This is a genomic window from Halorubrum sp. PV6, from assembly GCF_003990725.2.
Lineage (GTDB): Archaea > Halobacteriota > Halobacteria > Halobacteriales > Haloferacaceae > Halorubrum.
The window spans coordinates 627,251-640,555 of the sequence record NZ_CP030064.1; the positions used below are offsets into that span (position 1 = coordinate 627,251).

Annotated in this window: 12 protein-coding genes; 5 read left to right on the top strand and 7 right to left on the bottom strand. The window is 69.4% G+C overall.

The genetic code is table 11. The features are described 5' to 3' along the window. Positions 1–10: 10 nt before the first annotated feature. The 4 genes from DOS48_RS16870 to DOS48_RS16885 all read right to left on the bottom strand — a co-directional run bounded on the left by DOS48_RS16870 (position 11) and on the right by DOS48_RS16885 (position 5,537). Positions 11–463 (bottom strand): OB-fold domain-containing protein, encoded by a 453-nt coding sequence (locus tag DOS48_RS16870; protein ID WP_127116860.1) that lies wholly within the window; start codon positions 461–463, stop codon positions 11–13. Next, on the bottom strand, positions 460–1,620 hold the full coding sequence (locus DOS48_RS16875) for a thiolase family protein (RefSeq protein ID WP_127116861.1): 1,161 nt from the start codon (positions 1,618–1,620) through the stop codon (positions 460–462). Before DOS48_RS16875 ends, DOS48_RS16870 begins: the two co-directional genes overlap by 4 nt. Before the next feature lie 78 nt (positions 1,621–1,698). After that, positions 1,699–4,011, bottom strand: coding sequence for a DNA mismatch repair endonuclease MutL (gene mutL, locus DOS48_RS16880; RefSeq protein WP_127116862.1), 2,313 nt, complete (start codon positions 4,009–4,011; stop codon positions 1,699–1,701). Between the two features lie 392 nt (positions 4,012–4,403). Continuing rightward, entirely contained in the window at positions 4,404–5,537 is a 1,134-nt protein-coding gene (locus tag DOS48_RS16885; protein ID WP_127116863.1) for an ABC transporter ATP-binding protein, read from the bottom strand. A gap of 207 nt (positions 5,538–5,744) precedes the next feature. On the opposite strand from DOS48_RS16885, the gene DOS48_RS16890 reads away from it, so the two are divergent. From DOS48_RS16890 to DOS48_RS16900, 3 genes are read left to right on the top strand one after another with little or no spacing between them, the layout of a single operon-like run. Next, positions 5,745–7,022, top strand: a complete 1,278-nt coding sequence (locus tag DOS48_RS16890; RefSeq protein WP_210755398.1) for an extracellular solute-binding protein — start codon at positions 5,745–5,747, stop codon at positions 7,020–7,022. Between the two features lie 15 nt (positions 7,023–7,037). Then, on the top strand, positions 7,038–8,033 hold the full coding sequence (locus DOS48_RS16895; RefSeq protein WP_127116864.1) for a carbohydrate ABC transporter permease: 996 nt from the start codon (positions 7,038–7,040) through the stop codon (positions 8,031–8,033). Next, positions 8,030–9,112, top strand: coding sequence for a sugar ABC transporter permease (locus DOS48_RS16900; protein WP_127116865.1), 1,083 nt, complete (start codon positions 8,030–8,032; stop codon positions 9,110–9,112). The genes DOS48_RS16895 and DOS48_RS16900 overlap by 4 nt, the downstream gene beginning before the upstream one ends. A gap of 75 nt (positions 9,113–9,187) precedes the next feature. On the opposite strand, the gene DOS48_RS16905 is transcribed toward DOS48_RS16900, so the two are convergent. Next, positions 9,188–10,219, bottom strand: a complete 1,032-nt coding sequence (locus DOS48_RS16905; RefSeq protein WP_127116866.1) for a glutathione S-transferase family protein — start codon at positions 10,217–10,219, stop codon at positions 9,188–9,190. Between the two features lie 340 nt (positions 10,220–10,559). On the opposite strand from DOS48_RS16905, the gene DOS48_RS16910 reads away from it, so the two are divergent. Together DOS48_RS16910 and DOS48_RS16915 are read left to right on the top strand one after the other, a co-directional pair. Continuing rightward, positions 10,560–11,354 carry an LLM class flavin-dependent oxidoreductase gene (locus DOS48_RS16910; protein WP_127116867.1) on the top strand — a complete coding sequence of 265 codons (795 nt, stop codon included), beginning with the start codon at positions 10,560–10,562 and terminating at the stop codon, positions 11,352–11,354. 44 nt (positions 11,355–11,398) lie between these two features. Beyond that, entirely contained in the window at positions 11,399–12,673 is a 1,275-nt protein-coding gene (locus DOS48_RS16915) for an FAD-binding oxidoreductase (protein ID WP_127116868.1), read from the top strand. Between the two features lie 29 nt (positions 12,674–12,702). Here DOS48_RS16915 and DOS48_RS16920 read toward each other — a convergent pair whose 3' ends face one another. Both DOS48_RS16920 and DOS48_RS16925 read right to left on the bottom strand, forming a co-directional pair. Further along, the gene (locus tag DOS48_RS16920; RefSeq protein ID WP_127116869.1) at positions 12,703–13,134 is read right to left on the bottom strand and encodes an Hsp20/alpha crystallin family protein; all 432 of its coding nucleotides are present in this window, start codon (positions 13,132–13,134) and stop codon (positions 12,703–12,705) included. Positions 13,135–13,137: 3 nt separating this feature from the next. Further along, on the bottom strand, positions 13,138–13,293 hold the full coding sequence (locus DOS48_RS16925) for a hypothetical protein (RefSeq protein ID WP_168654244.1): 156 nt from the start codon (positions 13,291–13,293) through the stop codon (positions 13,138–13,140). Between the last annotated feature and the right edge of the window lie 12 nt (positions 13,294–13,305).

Below are 13,305 nucleotides of genomic sequence, written 5' to 3' on the forward strand. Positions count from 1 at the left end.
AAACACGCCTCTACTCGTCGACCGGTCGGAACCGGAACCCGTCCCACGCCTGGCTCTCCGGTTCCCTGATCCCGGCGCCCGGCTCGCGGAGCTCCGTCGCGTAGACCGGCTCGACGCGGTCGCCGATGTCGACGTCGAACGCCTCCTCGGACCCGTCTTCGCGCTCGGCGATCTGCCCGAGCGCGCGCACCGCCGGGCCGTCGTACGCCGGCCCCATGTCGAACTCGACGATAGCGAGGGTGTTCGGCTCGCGCACGCCGGGCGGGGTCGCGGTCGAGGTCGTCCAGGTGAGAACGTGACCCTCGTACTCCCGGAGGTCGACCGTCCCGACGCGCTCGGCGCCGGTCGGGCTCACGGTGTGCGGCGGGTACGTGACGGCGCCGTCGGCGTACTCGGCGGCCGCGAAGGTCGGCTCCTCGTCGCGGTTCGTCCCCGTCGCGTCGTCGGTCTCGTGGTCGCTCATTGGTTGCCCTCCAGAATCGCGGTGGTCACGCAGTTCCCGAACCCGCCGACGTTGCAGGCGAGCCCCGTCTCGGCGTCGACCTGTCGGGCTCCGGCGTCGCCGGTGACCTGTTTATAAATCTCGTACACCTGCGCGACGCCGCTGGCCCCGAGCGGGTGGCCCTTCGATTTGAGGCCGCCGGAGGTGTTGATCGGGAGGTCGCCGTCGCGGTCGGTGACGCCCTCCTCGACCGCCTTCCACCCCTCGCCCTTCTCGAAGAAGCCGAGGTCCTCGCTCTGGAGGAATTCGAGGATGGTGAACATGTCGTGGAGCTCCGCCACGTCGATGTCGTCCGGGCCGATGCTGGCCATCTCGTAGGCGATGTCCGAGGAGTCGGCGACCCCGCCCATCGTCGTCGGGTCCGCGCGCTCGTGGACGACGTGGGTGTCGGTCGCGCCGCCGATACCGGAGATGACCGCGTACTCGTCTTCGGGGACGTACTCCTCGGCGACCGACTCTGGACAGAAGACGAGCGCCGCAGAGCCGTCCGTGATCGGACAGAAGTCGTACAGCCGGAGCGGGTCGGCGACGATCGGCGATTCGAGGACGGTGTCGAGGTCGACCTCCTTCCGGAACTGCGCGTGGGGGTTGTCCACGCCGTTCCGGTGGTTCTTCACCGCGACCTTCCCGAGGCTCTCGCGGGGGGCGTCGTACGTGTCGAGGTAGAGCCGCGCGGTGAGCCCCGCGAACGAGGGGAGCGTCACGCCCTGCTTGTACTCGACCGGGTGGGTGAGCGAGGCGATCACGTCGGTCGCCTCCGCGGTCGTCCGGTGGGTCATCTTCTCGCCGCCGACCAACATCGTGAGGTCGGAGGCGCCCGAGGCGATCGACTGCCACGCCGCGTACACGCCCGCCCCGCCCGACGAGGAGGTCTGGTCGATACGGGCGGTGTACGCCGGGGTCGCCGCCAGATCGTGTGCCAGCGCGTTCGGGACCCCAGTTTGGCCCTCGAACTCGCCGCTCGCCATGTTCGAGACGTACAGGTGATTGAGGTCGTCGCCGTCGATGCCGGCGTCGTCGAGGGCGGCTGCGCCCGCCTCGGCCAGCAGTTCTCGGACCCACGCGTCGCGCTGCCCGAACTGGGTCATCGACGCGCCGATGATTGCTACGCGTTCCATACGCGTGGGTCCACGGCGCCCGCCTAAAACGTACCTCTCTGGGAGCGCGGGAGGCCGCCCAGGCCGCCGCCCCCGCGATCACTCTGCGCGTCGTCCGGCGTGACCGGGGTAGTCGCGCTCGAACCGCGACCCGATCTCCTCGCGGTCGAGGCGGATCACGACCGGCCGGCCGTGCGGACAGGCGTACGGGTTCTCGCAGTCGTCGAGCCGGTCGAGTAAGTCCACGACCGACCCCTCGGTCAGCGACGTGTTCCCGGTCACGGACGGGTAACACGCGAGATCCGCGAGCAGCTCGTCCACCACGTCCGTCACGGGTTCCTCGCCCGCGCCGGCGTCGCCGACGAGCGCGGAGAGGACGTCGCGGAGCAGGGACGGGTCGAACGCGGCGTCGAAGACCGCCGGGACCGACTTCACGACGACCTCGCGCTCGCCCGCGCGCTCGGCCCGGAACCCGACGGCGGCGAGGTCGTCTCCGAACTCCTCGAACAGCGCCGCCTCGCGCGCGGTGAGTTCGATCCGGACCGGCTCGGCGAGCGCCTGCGCGTCCGCGCCGTCGGCGAACACGCGCTGCAGGCGCTCGTAGTTCACCCGCTCGTCGGCGGCGTGTTGGTCGATCAACACCAGCCCGTCGGGCGCTTCGGCGACGACGTACGTCTCGTGAAGCTGGCCGAGCACCCGGAGCGACGGGAGCGAGTCGTAGGTGCGCTCCGCGCTCGTGGGCTCGCCGGCGAGGGTGTGCTGGTCGCTCGCGGCCGACGCCCCGAATCGGTCGCGGCCGTCCGGTGATTCGGCGTCCGTCTCGGGGCGCGTCGCGTCGGCGTCTCTGTCGTCGCCCGCCTCGCTCTCGCCGGTCGCGGGTGACGGCCGCCCGGTTCGCGACGGCGGGGTCGCGGTTTCGGAATCGGCGGAGGCGGCGTTGGCGGAGTCGGCGGCAGCCGCGGAATCCGATGACCCGCCGGTATCGACCGTCTCGACCGACCGATCGGTCGCGGACGCGCTCGGGTCGGGGCCGTCGTCCGCGGTCACGTCGCCGACCGCCCACGCCGACTCGTCCGCGGGGTCCAACTCCGTGGCGGTCGTCGCGTTCGCCTCGCCGGTCGCGCTGCCCGACTCGGCCGACTCGTCCGCGTCGCCCGACTCGCTCGCGTCGTCGTCATCCCGATCGCGCCGTGCGGCGCGCTCGTGGTCAGTTCCGGCGCCGCCGACGGCCTCGGTCTCGGCCGACTCGGGTCTGATCTCGGTCTGCTCCGGCGCCGACCGGCCCCGCGGTGCGGTCGAGCGGATCAGGCCGCGGTCGATCAGCGCGGCCTCGACCGCCTCCTTGACGGCGGCCCGCACCGCCGGCTCCTCGTCGAACCGGACCTCGAGTTTGCGGGGGTGGACGTTCACGTCCACGTCGCCGGGCGGCACGTCGACGAACAGCACGGCGAAGGGGTATCGGTCGGGCGCGAGCTGGCCGCCGTACGCCTCGAGGACGGCCTCGCGGAGGGCGCTCGCGGTGACGTACCGGCCGTTCACGTACGTCGCGAGGTACTCGCGGCTCGCCCGCGTCGTCTCGGGGTGCGAGATGAGGCCGCTGACGGCGCGGACGGGCGAGTCCTCGGGAGGCGAGTCCTCGGGAGGCGAGTCCTCGGGAGGCGAGTCCTCGGGAGGCGAGTCCTCGGGAGGCGAGTTCTCGGCGAGTGACTCGTCGCCCGGCGGCGTCCAGTCCACGTCGATCATCGCCTCCGCGACCTCGCGGCCGTAGACGGCGAGCACGGCCGACCGGAGGTCGCCGTTCCCCTCGGTCGCGAAGGTCTCTCGACCGTCGTGTTCCAGCGAGACGGCGACGCCGGGGTTGGCAAGCGCGTAGCCGGTCACCACCGTGTTCACGCGGTCGAACTCGGTCGCGGTCTGTTTGAGGAACTTCTTGCGCGCCGGCGTATTATAAAAGAGGTCGTCGACCTCAACGGTCGTCCCGGTCGGACAGCCGGCGGGACGGACCTCGCCCACGTCGCCGCCGTCGACGCGTATCTCCGCGCCCGCCGCTGCGTCCGGCGGGCGCGATCGGACCGTGAGACGCGAGACGGCGCCGACGGTGTACAGCGCCTCGCCGCGGAAGCCGAGGGTGCCGACGCCGCGGTCGAGGTCCTCGATGTCGCCGATCTTCGAGGTGGCGTGCTCCGCGACGGCCGCCTCCAACTGGCCTTCCGGGATACCGACGCCGTCGTCGCGGACGCGGACCCCCTCGGCGCCGCCGGCCTCGACCGATACGGCGACGCGGCTCGCGCCCGCGTCGAGGCTGTTCTCGATCAGCTCCTTGACGACGCTGGCCGGGCGCTCGACGACCTCGCCGGCCGCGATCCGCTGGACGGTCCGTTCGTCCAACCGCTCGATGTCTGGCGGCTCCATTCGTGGCACATCGGACGAGCGCGCACTTCAAGCCGTTGTCGGCGGCGGCGACGCGAGGTCGGTCCGGCTCTCACGGACTGTCATTGATAAGTAACACCGCGGTGCGGTGGCGTCGCCGGCGGCAGAGCCGCCGGCTGACGAGGTGTGAGGTGCTGTGCGGAGCGGGGAGAGACTCAAAGGGCCCGCCTCGCGGCTGGAGATTTGGGAGTGTCCACCGCCGTTCCTCCGTCCGTCATTTATAAGCGAACAGTTGGGGCTGTGGAAGCGTTCACCGCGGCGGCAGCGGCTTCCGGTCTCGTGAACGACACCCCGACCGTTCCCGATCCCGATCCGGCGAGAAAGGACGAACGATCGGTTCACACGTCGGGGCCGCCTCCCGGAATCGGTTCTTCTTACGCGACCGCGGCCGCGATCTCCTCGTCGGTCAAGAACACGTCCTCGCCGGTCTCGGGGTCGAACAGGTGGATGTGTTCCTCCTTGAACGAGACGCCGACCGCGTCGCCGGCCGCCGGCTTCACGTCCGCGGGCGAGCGCGCGAGGAAGTCGTCGGTCACGGTGAGGTGGACGTAGTTGTCCGAGCCGATGGGCTCGACGACCTCCACCGTCGAGCGCAGGGTCTCGGTCCCGCCGGGCGACTCCTCAACGGCGATGTTCTCCGGCCGAACGCCCAGCGTGTACCGACCGCTCCCGAGGTCGTGGCCCCGGACGTACTCCGCCGAGAGGTCGAGTTCGAGGCCGGCGTCCTCGTTCCGGACCGTCGCGCCGGCGCCGTCCGTCGCCACGTCGACGTCGACGAAGTTCATCGACGGCGAGCCGATAAAGCCCGCGACGAACTCGTTGACGGGGTTCTGGTACACCTCGGTCGGCTCCCCGACCTGCTGGAGCTCGCCGTCGTTCAAGATGGCGAGGCGGTCGCCCATCGTCATCGCCTCCTCCTGGTCGTGGGTGACGTACATCGCGGTGACGCCGAACTCCTTCTGGAGCTTCTGTATCTCCGCGCGCATCTCGGTGCGGAGCTTCGCGTCGAGGTTCGAGAGGGGCTCGTCGAAGAGGAACACTTCGGGCTCGCGCGCGATGGCCCGACCGAGCGCGACGCGCTGCTTCTGCCCGCCGGAGAGCTCGTCCGGCTTGTCGTCGAGCAGGTCTTCGATCCCCATCATCTCCGCCATCTCGTGGACGCGCTCGTGGCGCTCCTCCGTCGTCATGTCGGTGCTCATCTTGAGCCCGAACGCCATGTTCTCTCGGACCGTCTTGTGCGGGTACAGCGCGTAGTTCTGGAACACCATCGCGACCGGGCGCTCCTTCGCGTGGATGTCGGTGACGTCCTCGTCGTCGAAGGCGACGGTCCCCGAGGTCGGCTCTTCGAGGCCGGCGACCATCCGGAGCGTCGTCGTCTTCCCGCAACCGGACGGCCCGACCACGGTCACGAACTCCCCGTCGTCGATCTCGAGATCCAGATCGTTGACGGCGACGATGGTTCCTCGGTCGAACTCCTTCCGGAGCGTATCGAGCGTGACGCGTGCCATTTCCCTGATGACGGGTCCGATGGCATATGAGTCCTTTGCTGTTTTACTGATAGATGGTGAATAATCTCTTCTCAAATATATCGCGCGACCGGGGCCGGATCCTCGGCGGCGAATCGGTCCGGATCGACCCGCATCAATCCTGATCGATCGGGAGGTATCCCAAACACTAAATGTATGAAAATATAATTCATCACTTGTTCCAGTCACATGAACGAGAAACGTAGAACGCTGCTCAAGGCGGTGGGGGGATCGACTGCGCTCGCGGGGCTCGCGGGCTGTATCAGCACCGGCGGCGACGGCTCGGACGGGTCCGGCGGGAGCGACGGTTCGGACGGTTCTGACGGATCCGGCGGCGGAGACACCGGATCCGCGCGGCTGTGGGTCGACCTCTCCGACGCCGAGGACGAGGCGATCTCGGAGTACATCGACCAGTACGAGTCCGACACGGGCGACACGATCAACAAGGAGGCGCCCGGTGGCGAGCTCGACCAGCAGCTGGAGACGGCCATCCCGGCCGGCGACGGCCCCGACTCGTGGGTCTGGGCGCACGACTGGGTCGGCCGGTTCGCCGTCCGCGAGGACCCGTCCTTCCTCTACGACGCGAGCGACGACGTCGACGTCTCGCTCGACAGCTACACGCAGGCGGCCCGCGAGGCCGCGCAGTTCGACGGCTCCCTGTATGGGCTCCCGTTCGCCTCCGAGACCGTCGCGCTGTTCTACAACGAGGACATGGTCGACGAGCCGCCGGAGACCTTCGAGGAGATGGTCTCGGTCATGGACGAGTACCACGACCCGGAAAACGGGGAGTACGGCCTCTCGTACCCCGTCACCGACCCCTACTTCGTCAGCGGCTTCATCCAGGCGTACGGCGGGAACATCTTCGACGAACAGAGCCGCGAGGTCGGCGTCGACAGCGACGCGTGCAAGCGGGGCATGGACGCGCTCGAGACGCTGTCGCAGTACGTTCCGGCCGACCCCGGCTACGAATCGCAGATCGTCGCGTTCGCGGACGGGCTGGCGCCGTTCGCGATCAACGGGCCGTGGGAGCTCGGCAACCTCGACGGCGCGGTCGAGAACCTCGGCGTCACGACGCTGCCGACCGTCGACGGGAACCACCCGCGCTCGTACTCCGGCATCCAGCTGTTCTACTTCTCGTCGATGCTCGCCGACGCGGACCAGTCGCGGGTCGACGCCGCGACCGGGCTCGCCGAGTGGTACACGACGAACGAGGAGGTCATCCAGACCAACGCCGCAGAGCAGGGGTACATCCCCGTGTTGACCGACGTGGTCGGCAACGACGACCTCTCCAGCGAGGTCCAGGCGTTCGCTCAGCAGGTCGACCACGGCGTCCCGATCCCGACGCACCCGGACATGAACAGCGTCTGGACGCCCGTGACGGACGCGTTAGAGCGCGTCTTCAACGACGAGCAGGACAGCGACGCCGCGCTCGACCAGGCCGCCTCCGAGATCCGGGAGGCGCTGTAGGCACCCCTCGGACCGATGGCCTCTTCGCAAACCGGAACAGGTGTGAGCGGGCTGGCACGCCTCCGCTCGGTGCTGCCGTTCTCCAGTCGCGACTGGGGGCTGCTCCTCGTCGCGCCCGGCGTCATCCTCTTTTCGAGTTTCATGCTGTACCCCATCTTCTACCTCTTCTACATCTCGCTCACCGACGCGACGTTCGCGGGGTCGGTGATCGGCGGGGGCGCCGAGCTGATCGGGCTGTCGAACTACGCGCAGCTCCTCTCCGATCCGCAGTTCAGGACGTCGATGCTGACGACGTGGCTCTTCGTCGCCGTCTCGCTCGTCTTCAAAGTGATCCTCGCGGTGGGGATCGCGCTCCTGTTGAACCACGTGCGCGTCGCCGGCAAGCGGTACATGCGCGCAGCGGTGATCGTTCCGCTGGGCTTCCCCGGCATCTTCACGATCACCGTCTGGCGCGGGATGTTCAGCGACGCGCGCTACGGCGTGTTCAACACGATCTTGGGCCGGTTCAACGATCTGTTGGTGTCGCTGTCGGCGCCGCAGGCCCTGCTCTTCGACGTGCCGATCGGCTTCCTCAGCGGTCGCTGGGCGGCCTTTTTCGCGTACGTCACCACCGAGGTGTGGCTGGCGTACCCGTTCATGGTGATCATCATCGTGAGCGCCTTACAGGACGTGCCCCGGTCGCTCCACGAGGCCGCGATGGTCGACGGCGCCGGCTGGCTCCAGCGGTTCCGCACCGTGACGCTGCCCGCGATCAAGGGCCCGGTGCTGTTCGCGTCGATCCTCACGGCCGCCACGTCCTTCCAGCAGTTCCTCATCCCGTGGGTGTTCAATCAGGGAGGGCCGTCGAGACAGAACGAACTGATCATCGTGTACGGCTACCGCGAGGCGATCACGTTCAACCAGTTCGGCCTGTCGGCCGCGATCCTGATCGTCGGGATCGCGTTCGTCGGCCTGTTCATGTACGTCGCCGTCCGCTACGGCGGCCTCGCCGAGGGGGTGGGTGACGAATGAGCCCCCTCGACTCTGCGGTCGCGCTGGTCGCCTCCGCGGTCGGGCTGGTTCGCGCGAAACTCGTCGGCCTCGCGACCGCGCCGAAGCGGCTCGCCGTGTTGATCCAGCGAGCGATCTACGACGTTCGCACGGGGAAACGCAGCGTGTGGGACGTCTCGAAGAGCGTCCTGATGACGCTGTTTGGGCTCGCGATGGTGCTCGTGCTGCTGTTCCCGCTGTTCTGGATCACGACGGCGTCGCTCGCGGAAGGGTCGCGGCTGTTCAACACGAGCGGCATCTTCCCGGACCCGTCGACGTACAACCTCGGCGCGTACCGGTGGGTGATCTTCGAGTCCGACTTCTTCTTCGTCGACGGCGACTGGGGGTACCCCCAACTCGTCCTCGGGGGAGCCGACGGACTGATCGGTTTCCGGTGGGCCGGCACCGAGACCGGGCCGGGCGCGGTGTTCAACAGCCTGTACATCGTCAGCGTGACGCTCGCGGCCGGGTTCGGCATGATCGTCCCGGCGGCGTACGCGTTCTCGCGCCGGCAGTTCGTGGGCCGCAAGCGCATCCTCTACGGCTACGTGCTGTTCACCCAGATCGGCGCCGGGCTGTCGATCGCGACGCTCGTGGCACTGTACTCGCTTTTCAGCTCCTACGGGCTCACGAACAACCTGTTCATCCTCGGGCTGTTCTACGCGGCGTCGGCGATCCCGTTCAACACGTGGCTGTTGAAGACGTACATGGACAACATCCCCGTCTCCTACGAGGAGGCGGCGATGGTCGACGGCGCGAGCTTCTTAGAGACGATCCGCGAGGTGATCATCCCCCTCACGAAGCCGGGGCTCGCGGTCGTCCTCATCTTCGTGTGGCTGGCCGGCTGGAACGAGTTCATCATCGCGCAGACGCTGCTGCGTCCCGAGAACTACCCGCTCTCGGTCGAGCTGTACAACATCGCGACCGAGGGACGGTTCTCGACGCCGTGGACGCGGTTCGCGGCGTTCGCGAACCTGTTCGCGCTGCCGGTCGCGATCGTCTACTTCGCGGCCCAGCGGTCGGTCGAGGACGGCCTCTCCTTCGGCGGGATGGAGGGATAGGCCGACCGCCTCGGCCCGTCGGTCCGTACTCTCGCCGGGTGCGCCGCTCTCGTCGTCGCGTTACGCCGGTCCCCTTTAGTCCGCCGCGTCCGGCGTCGGCGCCTCGCCGTCGAGTCGGTCGCGGTCGTGGGGGGCCGCGAAGTCGAGGTCGGGGCCGCGCGCGATGATTCGCGTGGGCGTCACGTCCGGGTGGGTGGTGTAGTAGTGCTCTTTGATGTGGTCCATCTCCACCGTCTCAGCGACGCCGTCGGTCTGGTAGAGGTCGCGCAGGTACGGCCAGAGGGCGTCGTACTGGTGGATGAACTTCCGGTTGCACATGAAGTGGGTGTGGTACACCTGATCGAAGCGGACCAGTGTGGTGAACATGCAGATGTCGGCCTCGGTGAGCGAGTCGCCGACGAGGTAGCGCTGGTCCGAGAGGCGGTCCTCGTAGCGGTCGAGCGCGCCGAACAGGTCGGCGACCGCCTCGTCGTAGGCTTCCTGCGAGGTCGCGAAGCCGGCGCGGTAGACGCCGTTGTTGATCGGCTCGTAGATGTCGGTTATCACCTGGTCGACCGCCGCGACGGTCGCGTCGTCGCCCGCGTCGGGCAGCAGCGAGACGCCGTTGCCGAGCTCCGTGAACGCCGTCGAGAGCATCCGCAGAATCTCGCGTGACTCGTTGTTGACGATCGTCTCCTCCTCGGTGTCCCACAGGACGGGGACGGTCACCCGGCAGGTGGCGTTGGGGTCGGCCGCGACGTACAGCTCGCGCAGGTAGTCGCTGTCGTGGAGGTGGTCGGGCGTACAGCCGTCCTTCTCCGGCGAGAACTGCCAGCCCCCCTCGCCGCGGTACGGGTCGACGACCGACACGCCGATAGCGTCTTCGAGCCCCAGGAGCGACCGGGCGAGCAGCACGCGGTGCGCCCACGGACAGGCGTACGAGACGTACAGGTGATACCGGCCGGCCTCCGGCTGGAACCGCTCGTCCGGTTCGGCGTCGACGTGGTCGGGCATGTCGCTGCCGGCGATCCAGTTCCGGAACGTGGTCTCCCCGCGCTGGAACGAGCCGTCCTCGTCGGTCGCCTCGTAGGTGTCCGTCCGCCACTCGCCGTCGACGAGTTGATTCATACGCGATCGGAGGGGCGGGAGCCTCATAACGTGGCCGGGGACGCGCATGTCACCGGGTTCGACCGCCGCAAGAGGCCCGCCGGCCTCCCGTCGGCACCGACCGGAATATTGCCGGCTCGCGACGGGTTTATGAGACGCACGCGAATACCGACTGACAGTTATGGCCGCACAGGCGATAGATCGCGTTCCGCGATCGTGATGAGGTCTTTTCCGTGAGTATCGACACTGCCCACCGACCCGACGCCTCCGGGCGCCGAGCCGACAGGCCGCGAGCCGTCGGAGTCGGCGACCCAGTCGGCGCACGGGCTCCCGCCGGGTCGCTAACGGAGGCGATCGGTCGATGTTGACCGGTCGCGAAGCGGTCGCCCGAACCGGTATCGACGCCGTGGCGCTCAAACCCGCCGAGTGCGACGTGTCGCGGGCGGTCGACCTCCCGATCGACCGGGTGACGATCGACTACGAGGGCCGCGAACACCTCCCGGACGACGAGACGCTCGACCGCCTGGCCGACGAGACGGACCTGTACGTCACCACGCCGGTCCGGGCGGACGGATTCGACCCGCTCGGCGACGACTCGCTGGTCGACCGGATCCCGGACGCGGCCCGTCGCGTCCTCGTCGCCGGACACGGCGCGTACCTCTCCGAGGAGGAGTCGTCGCGCGCCGTCGCGCCGCGGCTCGGGGCCGCGAAACGGAACGCCTCCGGCGCGTGGGTCGGCACCGAGGGAATCGAGCGCGTCGCGCTGGCGGCGGGCGGGACCCAGTTCGAACTGCTCTCCCGGTCGACCGACCGGGACGTGCGCGGGCTCCGCGCCGCCGGGTTCGAGGGCGAGGTCGCGGTGTACGCCCCGACCGTCCTCACCGACGACGAGGACGCGGTCCTCGACGCCGTGGGCGCGTACGTCGCCCGCCGCCGCCCGGTCGCTCGCGCGCTTCCGGACGGCGGCGAGGCCGACGCCCCCTCGACGGACGCCTCAGCCACCGGTCGCACGCGCGAAGTCCTCTCGGCGGCCGCGCGGGACTTCGCGCTGGTCGGGTCCCCCGAGACGGTCCGCGAGCGCGTCGACGCGCTGCGCGAGGTCGGCGTCGATCACATCGTCGGCTACCCCGCACGCGGGCTGGCCGAGTTCGTATAAGCGCCGTCGCCGCCTTTTAAACCACGCCCGCGAAACGGCAGCGTATGACCCGCACAGACGCGTCGGTAGCCGGCGGCGGCGCGACCGACGCGGACGCGCCATCCGTCGCGGTCGTCGGCGGCGGCGCCGTCGGCGTCACCGCGGCCGCCGACCTCGCGGCTCGCGGCGCCGACGTGACCCTGTACGACCGGGGCGACCTCGCCGCGGAGAGCTCGGGACGCGCCGCGGGCGTGCTGTATGACGCCTATGCCGAGGACGTCGACGCCGCGATCGCCGCCCGCGCGATGGAGCGGTTCCGCGCGTTCGATCGGTCGCTCCCCGGATTCTCGTTCACCCCGTGCCCCTACGTCATCGCCGTCCGCGAGGGCGACGCCGACGCCGAGGCCGTGCCGGCGATGGTCGACCGCATGCGCGACCACGGCCGCGCGGTCTCGCTCGTCGACCCGGCGGCGCTCGGCGCGCGATACCCCCTCGCGACCGACGACCTCGCGGTCGCCGGGGTCGCCGACGGCGCCGGGTGGTGTGCCCCCGCGAGCTACGTCGCCGCGATGGGTGATCGCGCGCGTCGAGAAGGCGTCGCCGTCGAGACCGACACCTCGGTCTCGCTCACCGGCGGCGGCTCGGAACTGCGGGTCGACGGCGCGGATCGCGGCGGCGTCCGCGCGTTCGACGCCGTCGTCGTCGCCGCCGGCGCGCACACGGCCCGATTCCTCGCTGGCGCGGGAGTCGACGTGCCGGTCGTTCCGTATCGCGTGCAGGCCTTGACGGCTCGACTCGGTGACGACTCGACGGGGTTCGACAGTCCGACTTCGACCGGCTACGACGGCCCGATGGTGTACGACGCGACCGCGGGCGTGTACGCTCGCCCGCACCCGACCGGGCTGCTCGCCGGCGACGGGACGGAGCCGGTCCCGGCCGATCCGGACGCGTACGACGAGTCGGGCGACGACTGGTTCGTCGAGTCGGTCTCGGCGACGCTGCGCGAGCGACTGGACGCGGTGGGTGCGGGGGGTCCGACAGTCGAGCGCGCGTGGGCCGGGCTCTGCACGGCGACGCCCGACGGCGACCCGCTCGTGGGGCCGGTCGGGGACCCGGCGGACGGCGTGTTCGTCGCCGCCGGCTGGCAGGGACACGGATTCATGCGCGCGCCGGCGATCGGTGAACTACTGGCCGAGGGCGTGTTGGCGTCGCTCACTGGCGTCTCTGCGGGGCGCGCAGACTCACCGTGGATCGACGCGTTCGATCCCAACCGCTTCGACGGCGACGAGACGTTCGAGATCGTCGAGGGAATGTCGGTCGAGCGGCGGCAGACAGAGTGAGCGCTGATAACAGATGGATCGCGTCTCGGTTACTCGTCGTCGTCGGCTTCGTCTTCTTCGACCACCGCGACGTCGCGACCGTCGTCTTCTTTCGGGATTTCGACCTGGAGCGTGCCGTTCCGGGTGAGCGTCGCGTTCGCTCCCTGCGGCGTCACGTTCGCGTCGCGGGGGAGGTCGGCCTGTCCCGAGAGCGTGACGCCGCGACCGGGGAACAGCATCTCGTAGCCGTCGTAGAACTCCCGGAATCGGTCCAGTTCGACCTCGACGGTGTGGTCGAGGAACGTCACGTTGAGGTCCTCGCCCCGGACGCCGGGGGCGTCGAAGACGACGAGGTACGCGTCGTCGCTCTCGAGGAGGTCGTACGAGAGCGGTCGGCGCTCCTGCATCTTGCTCCAGCCGCGGCCGACGCGTTCGAGCGCGCGACGGACGACCGACCGGCCGGTCTCGACGAGTTCGCTCACGGGTTACACCTCGATTTCGGCGAGGTCGCTTCCGCCGCAGTACGGACACGAGAGGTCCTCGACCGCGTGGTCGTCGGGAACGTCGTAGGTGTAGTGGTTCTCGAACATGTCGAGTTCGCAGTCGTCGGACTCGCACTTGACCTCCATGGTCATTGGCATATGTCCATCCGT

Excerpts from the sequence above, each read along its gene's own strand:
- mutL (WP_127116862.1), bottom strand. The coding sequence starts at position 4,011 with ATGGAGCCGCCAGACATCGAGCGGTTGGACGAACGGACCGTCCAGCGG.
- DOS48_RS16875 (WP_127116861.1), bottom strand. The coding sequence starts at position 1,620 with ATGGAACGCGTAGCAATCATCGGCGCGTCGATGACCCAGTTCGGGCAG.
- DOS48_RS16890 (WP_210755398.1), top strand. The coding sequence starts at position 5,745 with ATGAACGAGAAACGTAGAACGCTGCTCAAGGCGGTGGGGGGATCGACT.
- DOS48_RS16885 (WP_127116863.1), bottom strand. The coding sequence starts at position 5,537 with ATGGCACGCGTCACGCTCGATACGCTCCGGAAGGAGTTCGACCGAGGA.
- DOS48_RS16910 (WP_127116867.1), top strand. The coding sequence starts at position 10,560 with ATGTTGACCGGTCGCGAAGCGGTCGCCCGAACCGGTATCGACGCCGTG.
- DOS48_RS16870 (WP_127116860.1), bottom strand. The coding sequence starts at position 463 with ATGAGCGACCACGAGACCGACGACGCGACGGGGACGAACCGCGACGAG.
- DOS48_RS16915 (WP_127116868.1), top strand. The coding sequence starts at position 11,399 with ATGACCCGCACAGACGCGTCGGTAGCCGGCGGCGGCGCGACCGACGCG.
- DOS48_RS16900 (WP_127116865.1), top strand. The coding sequence starts at position 8,030 with ATGAGCCCCCTCGACTCTGCGGTCGCGCTGGTCGCCTCCGCGGTCGGG.
- DOS48_RS16905 (WP_127116866.1), bottom strand. The coding sequence starts at position 10,219 with ATGAATCAACTCGTCGACGGCGAGTGGCGGACGGACACCTACGAGGCG.
- DOS48_RS16925 (WP_168654244.1), bottom strand. The coding sequence starts at position 13,293 with ATGCCAATGACCATGGAGGTCAAGTGCGAGTCCGACGACTGCGAACTC.
- DOS48_RS16895 (WP_127116864.1), top strand. The coding sequence starts at position 7,038 with ATGGCCTCTTCGCAAACCGGAACAGGTGTGAGCGGGCTGGCACGCCTC.